Source organism: Hymenobacter convexus (assembly GCF_030580955.1).
Classification (GTDB): Bacteria; Bacteroidota; Bacteroidia; order Cytophagales; family Hymenobacteraceae; genus Hymenobacter.
This window is the reverse complement of sequence record NZ_JAUQON010000004.1, coordinates 108236-122558: the sequence shown is the minus strand read 5'-3', so window position 1 is coordinate 122558 and position 14323 is coordinate 108236. Positions and strand designations below refer to the sequence as shown.

The following is a 14323-nucleotide window of genomic DNA, read 5'->3' as shown; positions in this document are numbered from 1 at the left end:
ATGCTCAACATCACCCTCCCCGACGGCTCCCAGCGCCAGCTGCCCGACGGCGCGACCGGCTACGACGTCGCCGCCAGCATCTCCGAAGGCCTCGCCCGCAACGCCCTCGCCGTCACCGTCAACGGTGACGTGCGCGACCTCCACCGTGCCCTGCCCGACAACGCCACCGTCAGCATCCTTACCTGGAACGACACCGCCGGCAAATCCACCTACTGGCACTCCTCGGCCCACCTCATGGCCGAGGCGCTCGAAGCCCTGTACCCCGGCGTGAAGCTGGCCATCGGCCCGGCCATCGAAAACGGCTTCTACTACGACGTCGACCTCGGTGAAGGCCGCAGCATCAGCAGCGAAGACTTCCCCGAAATCGAGAAGAAGATGCTGGAGCTGGCCAAAAACAAAAGTCGCTACGAGCGCAAGGAAGTCTCGAAAGCCGACGCCATTGCCTATTTCACCGAAAAGCAGGACCCTTATAAGTTAGAGCTGCTCGAAAACCTTGAAGACGGCAACATCACCTTCTACACGCAGGGCAACTTCACCGACCTCTGCCGCGGCCCGCACATCCCCGATACCGGTAATATCAAGGCCGCGAAGCTGATGAACGTGGGCGGCGTGTTCTGGCGCGGCGACGCCAACCGACAGCAGCTGACCCGCGTGTACGGCATCACTTTCCCCAAAGCCAAGGACCTCGCCGAATACCTCGAACGCCTCGAAGAAGCCAAGCGCCGCGACCACCGCAAGCTCGGCAAAGAGCTGAAGCTGTTTGCTTTCTCGGAGAAAGTAGGCGCGGGGCTGCCGCTGTGGCTGCCCAAAGGCACCGCCCTGCGCGAGCGCCTCGAGCAGTTCCTTCGCAAGGCCCAGGTGAAAGCCGGCTATCTGCCCGTGGTCACGCCCCACATCGGCGCCAAGGAGCTGTACGTCACCAGCGGCCACTACGAGAAGTACGGCGCCGACTCGTTCCAGCCCATCAAAACGCCCAACCCCGGCGAGGAATTCTTCCTCAAGCCGATGAATTGCCCGCACCACTGCGAAATCTACAAAACCGAGCCCCGCAGCTACCGCGACCTGCCCGTGCGGTTCGCCGAGTTCGGCACCGTGTACCGCTACGAGCAGTCGGGCGAGCTGCACGGCCTCACCCGCGTGCGCGGCTTCACGCAGGACGACGCCCACTTGTTCTGCCGCCCCGACCAGGTGAAGGACGAGTTCATGAAGGTGATTGATATCGTGCTCTACGTGCTCAAGGCGCTTGATTTCAACGATTTTACCGCCCAGATTTCGCTGCGCGACCCCGAGAACAAAGCCAAGTATATCGGCACCGACGAAAACTGGGCCCTGGCCGAAAGCGCCATCATCGAAGCCGCCGCCGAGAAAGGCCTCACCACCACCACCGAGCTGGGCGAAGCCGCCTTCTACGGCCCCAAGCTCGATTTCATGGTGCGCGACGCCATCGGCCGCCGCTGGCAGTTGGGCACTATCCAAGTCGACTACAACCTGCCCGAGCGCTTCGACCTCGAGTACACCGCCGCCGACAACTCCAAGCAACGTCCGGTGATGATTCACCGCGCCCCGTTCGGCTCGCTCGAGCGGTTCGTGGCCGTGCTCATCGAGCACTGCGGCGGCAACTTCCCGCTCTGGCTCACGCCCGAGCAGTTCATCGTGCTGCCCATTTCCGATAAGTACAGCGACTACGCCTACCAAGTGAAGGCCCAACTGGAGCAGCACGACTTGCGCGGCACCGTGGATGGCCGCGACGAGCGCATCGGCCGCAAAATCCGCGACGCTGAAATGGGTAAGATTCCGTACCTGCTGGTAGTGGGCGAGAAAGAAGCCCAGGACAACATCATCTCCGTCCGCAAACACGGCGAAGGCGACCTCGGCTCCATGCCGCTGGAGGCTTTCGTGAAAAGCGTACAGAGCCAGATGGTGGAGGCGATGTAGTTTCTGGTCTAGCAAAAAAGAACGTCATGCTGAGCGAAGTCGAAGCCTCTCGCGTGCTGTAGTAACTATTTACTATTGCAGTAGAGATGCTTCGACTTCGCTCAGCATGACGTTCTTTTTTACGCTTTTACGCTCTCTTACAAATTCCTTCTGCAATCAGCTTGTCTTTCCCATTTTAAATAACGATATTTGCCCCTTGATAGCCAGGCCTTACCCGGCCTGAACCGCCAAGAATCTCATTCCCCGCCACTTTTTTAGCAGGAGGACCAAACCATAGCAGCCCCGAACCGTCGGTACGTGCCCCGCCAGCAGGTGGAAGAGCCGTTCAAAATCAACCAGAAAATTACGGCCCGCGAAGTGCGCCTCGTCGGCGACAACGTTGAGCAAGGCGTCTACCCGACCGACCAAGCTCGTAAAATGGCCCAGGACCAGAATCTCGACCTCGTTGAGATTTCGCCCACGGCCACGCCGCCCGTTTGCCGCGTCATCGACTACTCGAAATTCAAGTACGAGCAGAAGAAGAAAACCCGCGAGCTGAAGGCCAAGCAAACCAAAGTCGTCCTCAAAGAAATCCGTTTCGGCCCCAATACCGATGAGCACGACTTCGCCTTCAAGGTGAAGCACGCCCAGGAGTTTTTGCGCGAAGGCGCGAAAATCAAGAGCTACGTACACTTCGTCGGCCGCAGCATCGTCTTCAAGGAGCGTGGCGAAATTCTGCTGCTCAAGTTTGCCCAGGCCCTCGAGGACCTCGCCAAGGTGGAGCAGCTGCCCAAGCTCGAAGGCAAGCGCATGTTCCTCTACCTCGCTCCCAAGGCGGCGGTAGTGGCCAAAGCCGCCGCTGCTTCCTCGGCCAAGCCCGCCGCTCCGGCCGATGCCAAGCCCAAGGCTCCCAAGCCGGCCGAGCCCAAAGCCGACGCGACCGACAAGACCTCCGACGCTGCCCCGGCCTCCGCCGAAGCCGCCGAATAGCATTACCCGGTTGAAGATGACTTCCCAGCCCCCGGTTGGCGAGTAATCAACAATCAACAACCAACCCTCCAACACTTACTACAATGCCGAAAGTAAAGACGAAATCCGGTGCCAAGAAGCGCTTTGCGCTCACCGGAACGGGCAAGGTGAAGCGGAAGCACGCCTTCAAATCGCACATTCTGACCAAGAAGACGACCAAGCAGAAGCGCGGCCTGACCCACACGGGCTTGGTGAGCAGCGCCGACATGAGCCGCGTGCGTCAGATGCTCAACTTCTAATTAAAAATCAAGAATTAAAAATCGGGGTAGCTGCTGTTGATAAAGAACCGACTGCCTGTTTTTAATTATTCATTTTTAATTATTCATTTATTTTCACCAGGCTTCCGGCTCTAAGACCTAACCCGTCGCCGGCTGCCAAAAACTCTCAAGGTTATGCCAAGAAGTGTCAACCACGTGGCCTCACGCCACCGCCGTAAGAAAATCATGCGTTTGGCGAAAGGCTACTATGGCCGTCGCAAAAACGTGTGGACCGTAGCCAAGAACGCCGTTGAAAAAGGCCTTCTCTACGCTTACCGCGACCGTAAAGTAAAGAAGCGCGAATTCCGCGCCCTCTGGATTCAGCGTATCAACGCCGGCGCTCGTGAGCACGGCCTGTCGTACTCGCAGCTGATGGGCGGCCTGAAAAAGGCTGGCATCGAGCTCAACCGCAAAGTACTGGCTGACTTGGCCCTGAACCACCCCGAAGCCTTCAAAGGCATCGTGGAAAAAGCGAAATAGTCGCCTCCGGCCGCTATTAACCAAGAAGACGCTGGCCACTCGTGTGGGTCCAGCGTCTTCTTGTTTCAGGCTTTCCCGTTTCGTGCCGTTCGATACGTTTTGCCGTAAGGCTAACGTTTGACACAGGGCCGGAAACGAAAAAACCGCTCCAGCGCAATGCTGAAACGGTTTTCGGCGTAGCGGGAGGCGGGCTCGAACCGCCGACCTCAGGGTTATGAATCCTGTGCTCTAACCAGCTGAGCTACCCCGCCGGGTTTTGTGGGTGCAAAGGTACGCGGATAAAAACCCGCCGTGCAAGCCCACGGGCCAAAAAACACTGTTTTTATATCGCGCCCCGTTGTTTTCGGACCAAGGGGGGCGCCGAATTTTCGATTTCCTCTGATGGCTTTATCTGATACTCAAACGAAAGCGCGCTTCGTGGTGGAATTCCCCATCAATGCTTCGCCCAAAATTCTTTTTCCTTATCTGGCCACGGCCTCGGGCCTTTCCCAGTGGTTTTGCGACGATGTGCGCTATGTGGAAGGCCAGCGCCTCAATTTTATCTGGGATAATGACAACCACTACGCCGAAATCTCGGGCCAGCGCCTGAACCGCGCCGTACGCTTCGTTTTCCTTGATGAGCAGCGCCAACCCGTGACCGATGCCAGCTTCCTGGAGTTCACCCTCGATTCCTCACAGGTAACGGACGAGGTATACCTCCGCGTGATTGATTACTCGGCGGCCCTCGATGCCCGGGAGCAGCACGAAATGTGGGAAGGCTTGGTGGGCAAACTGCGCGAGCAGGTAGGCGGGTAGCTCGGTACCTTTGCCGGCCCAGGATTTTCAGGACCGGCGGTACTTTTTTTGGCCTGCCATCGTTTCGCCTGCAGCTAAAACCACTGCTTAAGGCTGCCTTCTATGCTTAAGAAGCTCGACAAACTTATTCTCAAGGCCTTTGCCGGACCTTTTCTGCTCACGTTTGCCGTGGTGCAGTTCATTCTGCTTACGCACACCCTGCTGAAATACCTCGACGATATCATCGGCAAGGACTTGGGTACGGGCGTGCTGCTGAAATTACTGTTTTATTTCAGTGTTCTGATTGTTCCTGTGTCATTGCCGTTGGCTGTGCTGCTGTCGTCGCTAATGACGTACGGGAACCTGGGCGAACACCACGAACTGACGGCCATTAAAGCCTCGGGTATTGCGCTCACTCGCATTCTGCGCCCGGTGCTGCTGCTGACGGCGGCGCTGGCTGTGGGCGCTTTCTGGTTTAACGAAACCATTGTGCCGCGCGCCAATTTAAACGCCTACAGCCTGTTGTGGGACGTGCGCCAGCAGAAGTTGGCATTGGATATCCGGGAAGGCGTTTTTTACAACGGTATTCCCGGCTACACCATAAAAGTGAACAAGAAAACCGGTGAAAACGGTGACCGGCTGCACGGGGTAATGATTTACGACCATACCCAGAAGTCGGGTAACGCCACGGTTATGCTTGCAGATTCGGGCCGCATGCGCACGGCGCACGGTGGAGGATATTTGGCCTTTGAGCTCTTTCACGGTCACAACTACGTAGAGCAGCCCGATGCCCAGGACCGCGCTGGCGCCAGTTTCATCCGCCAAGCGTTTGACCATAACGTAATTACGTTTTCGTTGGCCTCGTTCGGTATGACAACGACCAAAAAAGAGTTGTTCGCGCAAAACCGGATGATGCTGAACATCCCGCAGCTGCACTATGCCACCGATTCGGTGCAGAAAAGAATGCACAAAGAGGAACAGCTACTGCCGATGCAGATGAATGCGTATTATTCCTTTTTGCGCTTCGATACGACCGGCCGGGCCGCCAACCGCAAGGTGGAAAGCTGGCAGGTGCCCGTTACCCGGCTGGCGGCGCTGACGCCGCCCGTAATTGAGCAGGCCCTCAGCCGCGCCCGCAACCTGAAGACCTACGCCGATTCATCGTCGGAGCGGCTGACGGACTTAGCGAAGAATTCGGCCTTGTTTCGCATCGAAGTGTTCCGCAAATATTCGCAGTCGGTGGCTGTGCTGCTGATGTTTCTGATTGGAGCGCCCCTCGGCTCTATCATCAAAAAAGGCGGCTTGGGCGTGCCCATCCTCATTTCCATTCTGTTCTTCATTGTTTACTACGTGCTCAGCATCATGGGCGAGAAATATGGCCGCGAGTTTGTGATGCCGGTAGGCATCGGCATGTGGATGTCGAATCTGGTGCTGTTACCGGCGGGGCTATTTTTCTTGTATCAGGCTTACAACGACTCTGGCTTACTCGAACTGGATTTCTGGCGCCGACTGCCGCAGCGGCTCGGTATTCCAGCCCTGCGTAAAATCACCGAGCCGGAGGAAAGCGTGGCCGCTTAAACTGCTGGTATAAATCTGCCAATACCGCTTTCATCCTGTTTTTAAATTTCGTACCTTTGCGGCACCCCAATGTGTGGGGTACTGAATTTTCTTTTTTCATCCTAAAATCTAAGACGGGGTCACACCTATCAACCGATGATTTTAAATACCGAAGCCAAACAGGCCATCTTCGAAAAGAACAGCCTGCAGAAAGTGAAAACCGATACCGGTTCGGCCGAGTCGCAAATCGCCCTTTTCACCCACCGCATCACCCACCTCACCGAGCACCTGAAGAACAACAAGAAGGACCACAGCACCCGCCTGGGCCTTCTGAAGCTCGTAGGTAAGCGCCGCAGCATGCTGGATTACCTGCAGCACCGCGAAATCAACCGCTACCGCGCCATCATCAAGGAGCTGGGCATCCGTAAGTAAGTCCAGAATCTGAGAGTAGGGAGCCTTCCAACGAAGGTTCCCTACTCTTTTTTTGTTCGGGTTGGTTTGGCCCCGGGGCCGGCCCGAAAAGCTGTTTTGCCATCGGGGCCCTGTTGTGTTTAGTTTGAGTAACGAGGGCCGTGCGCGGTGCTCGTTTTTGGCTGCTCGCCCGCTGTCGCTTTTCCAAGCAAATCCCGCTGATGTCCCAACCCCACGCCATTACCAAAACCCTGGCGCTGCCCGACGGCCGCGTCATCTCCATCGAAACCGGCAAGCTGGCCAAATTCGCCGACGGTGCCGTCGTGGTTCGCCTCGGCGATACCATGCTACTCGCCACGGTGGTTTCGGCCCCGAGCCAGCGCGAAGGCGTTGATTTTCTGCCCCTGTCGGTTGATTATCAGGAGAAATTCGGCTCGGCCGGCAAGATTCCCGGCTCGTTTCAGCGCCGCGAAGGCCGTCTGAGCGACTACGAAATCCTGATTTGCCGCCTCGTCGACCGCATCCTGCGGCCGATGTTCCCCAAAGACTACCACTACGAGGTGCAGGTAATGATTACCCTCATCTCGGCCGATAAAGAAGTGCAGCCCGATGCTTTGGCTGCCCTGGCCGCTTCGGCTGCCCTGTCGATTTCCGACATTCCGTTTGCTGGCCCCATTTCCGAAGTGCGCGTGGCGCGCATCGACGGCCAGTTCCAGATTAACCCCAAGACTTCCGACCTGGCCCGCGCCGACATGGATTTGATGGTGGGCGCTACCGCCGACTCCGTGGCCATGGTGGAAGGTGCCATGAAGGAGGTGAGCGAAGAGGAGATGGTGGCGGCCATTGCCTTCGGTCACGAAGCCATCAAGGCCCAGTGCCAGCTGCAGACTGAATTGGCGCTGGCCGTGGGCCGCACGCCGGAGTCGCAGCCCCGCGAGTACCCCAAGTACGAGGAGAACGAAGCCCTCAAAAAGCTCATTCACGAAGGCATCTACCAGGGTGCTTATGACGTGGCCCGCTCGGGCAACACCAAGAAGGCCGGCCGCAAGGAAGGCTTCTCGGGTGTGAAAAAGGCTTTCTTAGACAAGCTCGTGGCTGAGCAGCCGGAATTGGACATGAAGATGTTCAGCCGCTACTATGGCTCGGCCGAGAAGAAGGCCATTCGCGACATGATGGTGAAAGAGCGGGTTCGTCTCGACGGCCGTCAGCTCACCGAAATCCGTCCCATCTGGTCGGAAATCAACTACCTGCCCGGTGCGCACGGCTCGGCCATTTTCACCCGCGGCGAGACGCAAAGCCTCACCACCGTGACGCTCGGCACCAAGCTCGACGAGCAGATTGTGGACCAGCCCCTCACCAAGGGCTTCTCGAAATTCATGCTGCACTACAACTTCCCCGGTTTCTCGACCGGCGAAGTAAAGCCGAACCGCGGCGCCGGCCGCCGCGAAATTGGCCACGGCAACCTAGCGCTGCGCTCGCTGAAGCAGGTATTGCCTTCGGATGAGGAAAACCCCTACACCATCCGCATCGTGTCGGATATCCTGGAGTCGAACGGCTCTTCATCGATGGCCACCGTGTGTGCCGGCTCGCTGGCGCTGATGGATGCCGGCGTGAAAGTATCGGCTCCTGTGGCCGGTATCGCCATGGGCCTCGTGCAAGACAAGGAAACCGGTGAGTACGCCGTACTGAGCGACATTCTCGGCGACGAGGACCACCTCGGCGACATGGACTTCAAGGTGACCGGCACCGAGAAAGGCATTTGCGCCTGCCAGATGGACATCAAAATCCAGGGCCTGAGCAATGAGATTCTGACCGCTGCGCTGCACCAGGCTCGTGAGGGCCGCCTGCACATCCTGCGCGAGATGGCCAAGACAATTTCGGCCCCGGCTGCGGAGTTGAAGCCTCACACGCCGCGCTCGCACAAGATGCTGATTGACAAAGAATTCATTGGCGCCGTAATCGGGCCGGGCGGCAAAGTCATTCAGCAGATTCAGAAGGACACCAACGCCACGGTGATAATCGAGGAGAAGGACGAGAAGGGCCACGTGAGCATCTACGCATCCAACCAGGAGGACATGCAGGGCGCCATCGACCGGATTCGCGCCATCGCGGCCCAGCCCGAAGTGGGAGAGGTGTACAAAGGCAAAGTGCGCTCGATTCAGCCCTACGGCGCTTTCGTGGAGATTATGCCGGGCAAAGACGGCCTGCTACACATTTCGGAAGTGACGCACGAGCGGATTCAGACGCTGGAAGGCTTGTTGGAAGTGGGCCAGGACATCGACGTGAAACTGGTGGAAATCGATAAGAAAACCGGCAAGTATCGCTTGTCGCGCAAGGTGTTGCTGCCCAAGCCGGAGACGGCCGCTGCCAGCAACAGCGAAGCCCAAGCGTAGTTGCGCTAGCAGTCCCGAACTAATGTCGGAGGAAGCCTGTTGGCTACCTCTGACTTAGGGGACTGTCCGGACGGCTTTTTCTTTCGTATAACCCCATCAGATATCGTTCTTACCTAGTCCCCAATGAGACAGCTAAAAATTAGTAAGCAGATTACCAACCGCGAAAGCCAGTCGCTGGACAAGTACCTCCAGGAGATTGGCAAGGTTGATTTGCTCACGCCCGACGAGGAGGTGACGCTCGCGCAGCGCATCCGCGACGGGGACCAGCAGGCGCTGGAAAAATTGACGAAGGCCAACCTGCGTTTCGTAGTGTCGGTTGCTAAACAGTATCAGAACCAGGGTCTTAGCTTGGGTGACCTTATCAACGAAGGTAACCTGGGCCTTATTAAAGCCGCCAAGCGCTTTGACGAAACCCGGGGTTTTAAATTTATTTCGTACGCTGTTTGGTGGATTCGCCAGTCGATTCTGCAGGCTTTGGCCGAGCAGAGCCGCATTGTGCGTCTGCCCCTGAACCGGGTAGGTTCGCTGAATAAAATCAGCAAATCCTTCTCGGAACTGGAACAGAAATTCGAGCGTGAGCCTTCGCCCGAAGAAATTGCTGAGGTGCTGGAATTGACCACTTCGGAAGTGGTGGATACGCTGAAAATCAGCGGCCGCCACGTATCGGTGGATGCTCCGTTTGTGCAGGGCGAGGAAAACCGTCTGCTCGACGTGCTCGAAAACGAGGACGAAGAGTCGCCGGACATGGCGCTGATGAACGACTCGCTCCGCAAGGAAGTGCAGCGTGCGCTGAGTACGCTCACCAAGCGTGAGGCTGATGTAATTACGCTCTACTTCGGCCTGAATGGCGAAGCGGCGCTGACGCTGGAAGAAATTGGCGAGAAGTTTAACCTGACCCGCGAGCGGGTGCGTCAGATTAAGGAAAAGGCGATTCGTCGTCTGCGGCACACGTCGCGCTCAAAGGCGTTGAAGCCTTATCTGGGCTAACTTCTGCTTAGTTTTGTTGTTGCAAAAACCCCGGCTGTAAGGTTGGGGTTTTTTGTACAACCTGTGCGGTGAGCTTTGGCTTGCTGTGAAACTTTTATCTTGAAAATAGCTTCAAAACGGCAAGCGAAAGTTTGCCGCCCAATGCAATGGCTGAACACATTAAATGTCTGATTATTGGCTCCGGCCCGGCTGGTTATACTGCGGCGATTTACGCGGCTCGGGCCAACATGGCGCCCGTGATGTATATGGGCTTGCAGCCCGGCGGCCAGCTCACGATTACGAATGATGTGGAAAATTTTCCCGGCTACCCGGATGGGATTATGGGCCCGGAGATGATGGAGGACCTGAAAAAGCAGGCCACCCGTTTTGGGACGGATATCCGCTACGGCATTGCTACGGCGGTGGATTTCTCGGTGACGCCGCGCAAAATCACCATCGACGAAACCACGGAACTGACGGCGGATGCCGTGATTATTGCCACCGGGGCTTCGGCCAAGTGGCTGGGGCTGCCTTCGGAGGCCAAGCTGAACGGCTCGGGCGTGTCGGCCTGTGCGGTGTGCGACGGGTTTTTCTACCGGGGGCAGGAAGTGGCCATTGTGGGCGCCGGCGATACGGCGGCCGAAGAAGCGACCTACCTGGCCAATCTGGCCAGCAAGGTGACGATGATTGTGCGCAAGAGCGAGATGAAGGCTTCGAAAATCATGCAGAAGCGCGTGCTCGACAACCCCAAGATTGAGGTGCTGTTTGACACGGTGACGGATGAGATTCTGGGCGAACACTCGGTGGAAGGTGTGCGCGTGAAAAACGTGCTGACGCACGAAACGCGCGAGATTCCGCTGACGGGCTTCTTCGTGGCCATTGGGCACGAGCCGAATTCGAAGATTTTCCAGCCCTACCTGCATCATGACGAACAGGGCTACTTGAAGACCATCCCCGGCAGCAGCAAGACCAATATCGACGGCGTGTTTGCCTGCGGCGACGTGCAGGACTACACCTACCGGCAGGCCGTGACGGCCGCCGGTACCGGCTGCATGGCCGCGCTGGACGCGGAACGGTACCTGGCGGCGATGGGGATACACTAAATTTTTTATGAGAACGTGTTAGAAAAGACGAGCTTTGTGGTTCGTCCTTTCTAACCGTTTTGTTTTAGACCAAACGGCTCGGCTGTCGGGACATTGATTTCCGGCCGCCAGCCTTTTCCTGCTTGCTTTTGACATTCTTAAAAACAACGTATTGGCGCCCGGCGTTGCTATTGCTGGCGCTGCTTTGGCTGCTGGTGGGGCTGAGCCCGGTGCAGGCGCAGCGCCGCAAACCGCTGCGCACCAAGGCCCAAGCTGGCAGCACGTCCGGCAAATCGGACTTCTTCCGCATCAAGACGCCCAAGATGCGCTATGTGCGGCCGGATACTACCACGGTGATTGAAACCGAAGAAATCCCTGACGAGAATTCTGATGCCGCGAAGTCCATTTACTTCAATCCGGCCAAGAAGCTCAGCATTGTGAGCGAAGACACCACGACGCTGAACGAGGGCGGGCAGGAAATCGTGGAGATGTCGGAGGAGGTGCTCATCGATTCGTCGTGGGTGAAGGTGGCGGGCTACTATTCCATCTGGGATACGCACCGGGTGAACCCCTACCGCGTGGACGGCCGCAGCTACCGCGACTCGTTGAAGCTGCGCCTCACGGACCCGCCCCGGCAGCGCTACGCCAAAATGCCGCTCGTGACCACGCCCATTACGTCGGGTTTTGCCTTCCGGGGCTACCGCTGGCACTACGGCATGGACCTGGACTTGGAAACCGGCGATTCGGTGAAAGCCGTGTTCGATGGCGTAGTCCGGATTCAGGCCTGGGACGGCGGCGGCTACGGCAACTACATTCTGGTGCGGCATTATAACGGCCTCGAAACCGTGTACGGCCACCTGAGCAAGTCGCTGGTGACGGTGGGTACCTTCGTGAAGGCTGGCCAGCTCATTGGCTATGGCGGCAGCACGGGGCGGAGCACGGGGTCGCACCTGCACTTCGAGGTGCGCTACCAGGGCAACCCCATCAACCCGGTGCTGATGTACGATTTCCCCGGCTACAAGCTGCGCAAGGACAATTTTACCATCACCTCGCAGCTGTTCAACTATTACAGCCGGGCCCTGGGGCGGCGCAGCAGCGGCAGCCGCAGCGGTTCGCCTTCCCGCGCCCGGCAGGTGGTGACGCACAAAGTGCGCTCCGGTGATACGATGTCGGAAGTGGCTGAACGCTACGGCGTGCGTGTGAGCACGCTGCGCAAGCTAAACCCGGGCGTGAAGACTTTGCAGCCGGGCAAAAAGCTACGGATTAAGTAACTAAAGCCAAACAGGACGTCATGCTGAGCGCCGCCGAAGCATCTCTCCCGCAATAGTAAATGAGTTACGTTGTGTGGTGGAGATACTTCGGCGGCGCTCAGCATGACGTCCTGTTTCTACTCCTATTCTTCAAAAAAACCAATATGAAACTCGATATCCTGGCCCTGGGCGCCCACCCCGACGACGTAGAAATGTCCTGCACCGGCACGCTGCTGGCCAGCATGGCGGTGGGCAAAAAAGTCGGCATTGTCGATTTCACCCGGGGCGAACTGGGCACGCGCGGCACGCCCGAAACCCGGGCCGAAGAGGCGGCGGCTTCGAATAAAATCCTGGGCATCGACGTGCGCGAGAACTTAGGCATGGCGGATGGCTTCTTCCGTAATGACCGGGAACACCAGCTGCTGCTCATTGCGGCCATTCGGCGCTACCAGCCCGAGGTGGTGCTGGCCAACGCCATCACCGACCGCCACCCCGACCACGGCAAGGCTGCCCAACTGGCCATTGACGCTTGTTTTCTGAGCGGCCTGCGTATGATTGAAACCCTGGACGAAAACGGCCAGCCCCAGGAAGCCTGGCGACCCCAAAACGTGTACCACTACATTCAGGACCGGCAGCTGCCGCCCGCTTTTGTGGTAGACATCACGCCGCATTGGACCCAGAAGTGGGAAGCCATTCAGGCTTTCAAAACCCAGTTCTTTAACCCCGATTTGGACGCGCCCCAAACCTACCTCTCCAGCCAGGCCTTTGGCCGGTTTATGGAAGCGCGGGCGCGGGAGTTCGGCCACATCATCGGCGTCGAGTTTGGCGAAGGCTTCACCGTGGCGCGGCCGGTGGGGGTGCGCGAGGTGGGAGATTTGCTGTAGTGCCAGTATTTCCTGCGCGAACAAGTAGGTGCATTAGTAACCCAAAAAACCGCCTCGGTCGCCCTAGCAGCCGGGGCGGTTTCTTGTAGAAGATTTCGCATTTACTCTAACTTACTTACTCACCCATTAGCGTGAGCATTAGCGCGCGCCGGCCGCCGTGCTCGCGGTGCTCGCCCAGGTAGATGCCCTGCCAGGTGCCCAGCGCCAGCCGTCCGTGCATGACCGGAATGCTAATGCTGCTGCCCAGCACCGCGGCTTTTAGGTGGGCGGGCATGTCGTCGGGGCCTTCGGAGGTATGGCGGAAGTAGGGGGCATTTTCGGGCGCCGCGCGGTTGAAAAACTGCTCAAAATCGTGGCGCACCGTGGGGTCGGCATTTTCGTTGAGGCACAAGCTGGCCGAGGTGTGTTGGATGAACACGTGCAGCAGTCCGGCCCGCACCTGCGCCAGCTCGGGCAACTCCCGTAGCACATAGTCGGTGATGAGGTGAAAGCCCCGATGCATGGCCGGTAGCCGGAGTTGCTTCTGGAAAATCATAAGTACTGGCGTGGCTGCGATGCTCCGACAAGCTCAGCTCCGCTGTTCTAAAAGCAATAATTGCCTGAGGAGAAGAAGGGGCAACGGAAGGACAATGGTCTAACGCAAGGCCGTAGCAGCAGGTTGAGTCGCCCGGTACTTGCGTTGCGTTTACGCACCCCGGAAACGAAAGGGAAGAATTTCCCGTTGATACGGAAAATATTCCCATCTTTGGGTATGCATTCAACTCCTGTGCTTATGACTGCCGCCGCTCACCCTTCCGCCGTCTATTCGCCCGCTTTGCTGGGCTTGCAGGCTACCGTGGCCGATTCCTTCGCCCTCGTGATGGAAGCCCGCACCGGTGTGCCCGCCAAAACGGCCTTCGACGTTGCGTCGGTTCTGAAGTTGAGCGCCGACGAACTCGCCGACTTGCTACACACCACCACCAAAACACTGCGCGCTTACCGCGAAAGCAAAAAGCGCCTCGGCCCCGCCGCCAGCGAACAAATTCTCAAGCTGCTGGCTCTCGCCCGCCAGGGCGAAGAAGTATTCGGCTCCCTCGGCGCCTTCCGTCGCTGGCTCGACAAGCCCGCTTATGGCCTCGACAACCAGCCTCCGCTCGCCCTGCTCGAAACCAGCGGCGGCATCGACCTGGTGGCCGACGAAGTCGACCGCATTGCCCACGGCGACTTTGCTTAAAAAGGTAGGATGTAGAGACGCGACACTTCGCGTCTCCTCGTCGAACGATGCGGCCGCAGACGATGCCAACGGCGCGGACGCCGAGACGCGAAGGGTCGCGTCTCTACACCGTT

The 14323-nt window shown here is 58.1% G+C and carries 13 protein-coding genes, 1 tRNA gene and 1 pseudogene; 13 read left to right on the top strand and 2 right to left on the bottom strand.

What is annotated here, in order from left to right; all coding sequences use genetic code 11:
• The 4 genes and pseudogenes from thrS to rplT all read left to right on the top strand — a co-directional run bounded on the left by thrS (position 1) and on the right by rplT (position 3680).
• Complete coding sequence (gene thrS, locus Q4S41_RS09765; protein ID WP_305030924.1) at positions 1-1935, top strand: threonine--tRNA ligase; 1935 nt, start codon at positions 1-3, stop codon at positions 1933-1935.
• Between the two features lie 273 nt (positions 1936-2208).
• A pseudogene (gene infC, locus Q4S41_RS09760) lies at positions 2209-2766 on the top strand (translation initiation factor IF-3); the annotation flags it as partial.
• A 221-nt stretch (positions 2767-2987) separates the two neighbouring features.
• Positions 2988-3182, top strand: coding sequence for a 50S ribosomal protein L35 (gene rpmI / locus Q4S41_RS09755; RefSeq protein WP_196291761.1), 195 nt, complete (start codon positions 2988-2990; stop codon positions 3180-3182).
• 153 nt (positions 3183-3335) lie between these two features.
• Entirely contained in the window at positions 3336-3680 is a 345-nt protein-coding gene (gene rplT, locus Q4S41_RS09750; protein ID WP_168672944.1) for a 50S ribosomal protein L20, read from the top strand.
• Between the two features lie 177 nt (positions 3681-3857).
• Here rplT and Q4S41_RS09745 read toward each other — a convergent pair.
• A tRNA-Met gene (locus Q4S41_RS09745) sits at positions 3858-3931 on the bottom strand.
• 130 nt (positions 3932-4061) lie between these two features.
• Here Q4S41_RS09745 and Q4S41_RS09740 point away from each other — a divergent pair.
• The 8 genes from Q4S41_RS09740 (at position 4062) to bshB1 (ending at position 12997) form a co-directional block, all read left to right on the top strand.
• A complete protein-coding gene (locus tag Q4S41_RS09740) occupies positions 4062-4475 on the top strand; it encodes an START-like domain-containing protein (protein WP_305030923.1) in 414 nt (137 codons plus the stop codon).
• A 102-nt stretch (positions 4476-4577) separates the two neighbouring features.
• Complete coding sequence (locus Q4S41_RS09735) at positions 4578-6032, top strand: LptF/LptG family permease (protein ID WP_305030922.1); 1455 nt, start codon at positions 4578-4580, stop codon at positions 6030-6032.
• A gap of 135 nt (positions 6033-6167) precedes the next feature.
• Positions 6168-6443: a 30S ribosomal protein S15 gene (rpsO, locus tag Q4S41_RS09730; RefSeq protein WP_305030921.1), complete on the top strand. Its 276-nt coding sequence runs from the start codon at positions 6168-6170 to the stop codon at positions 6441-6443.
• A gap of 200 nt (positions 6444-6643) precedes the next feature.
• The gene (pnp, locus tag Q4S41_RS09725; RefSeq protein WP_305030920.1) at positions 6644-8815 is read left to right on the top strand and encodes a polyribonucleotide nucleotidyltransferase; all 2172 of its coding nucleotides are present in this window, start codon (positions 6644-6646) and stop codon (positions 8813-8815) included.
• A gap of 123 nt (positions 8816-8938) precedes the next feature.
• Positions 8939-9802, top strand: coding sequence for a sigma-70 family RNA polymerase sigma factor (locus tag Q4S41_RS09720; protein WP_035566352.1), 864 nt, complete (start codon positions 8939-8941; stop codon positions 9800-9802).
• Between the two features lie 146 nt (positions 9803-9948).
• The gene (trxB, locus tag Q4S41_RS09715; RefSeq protein WP_241935768.1) at positions 9949-10884 is read left to right on the top strand and encodes a thioredoxin-disulfide reductase; all 936 of its coding nucleotides are present in this window, start codon (positions 9949-9951) and stop codon (positions 10882-10884) included.
• 128 nt (positions 10885-11012) lie between these two features.
• Complete coding sequence (locus Q4S41_RS09710) at positions 11013-12134, top strand: M23 family metallopeptidase (RefSeq protein WP_305030919.1); 1122 nt, start codon at positions 11013-11015, stop codon at positions 12132-12134.
• 143 nt (positions 12135-12277) lie between these two features.
• Positions 12278-12997, top strand: a complete 720-nt coding sequence (gene bshB1 / locus Q4S41_RS09705) for a bacillithiol biosynthesis deacetylase BshB1 (protein WP_305030918.1) — start codon at positions 12278-12280, stop codon at positions 12995-12997.
• Positions 12998-13112: 115 nt separating this feature from the next.
• Here bshB1 and Q4S41_RS09700 read toward each other — a convergent pair whose 3' ends face one another.
• On the bottom strand, positions 13113-13499 hold the full coding sequence (locus tag Q4S41_RS09700; protein ID WP_305030917.1) for a secondary thiamine-phosphate synthase enzyme YjbQ: 387 nt from the start codon (positions 13497-13499) through the stop codon (positions 13113-13115).
• Between the two features lie 270 nt (positions 13500-13769).
• On the opposite strand from Q4S41_RS09700, the gene parS reads away from it, so the two are divergent.
• Positions 13770-14210, top strand: a complete 441-nt coding sequence (gene parS / locus Q4S41_RS09695; protein WP_305030916.1) for a type II RES/Xre toxin-antitoxin system antitoxin — start codon at positions 13770-13772, stop codon at positions 14208-14210.
• The last annotated feature ends 113 nt before the right edge of the window (positions 14211-14323 follow it).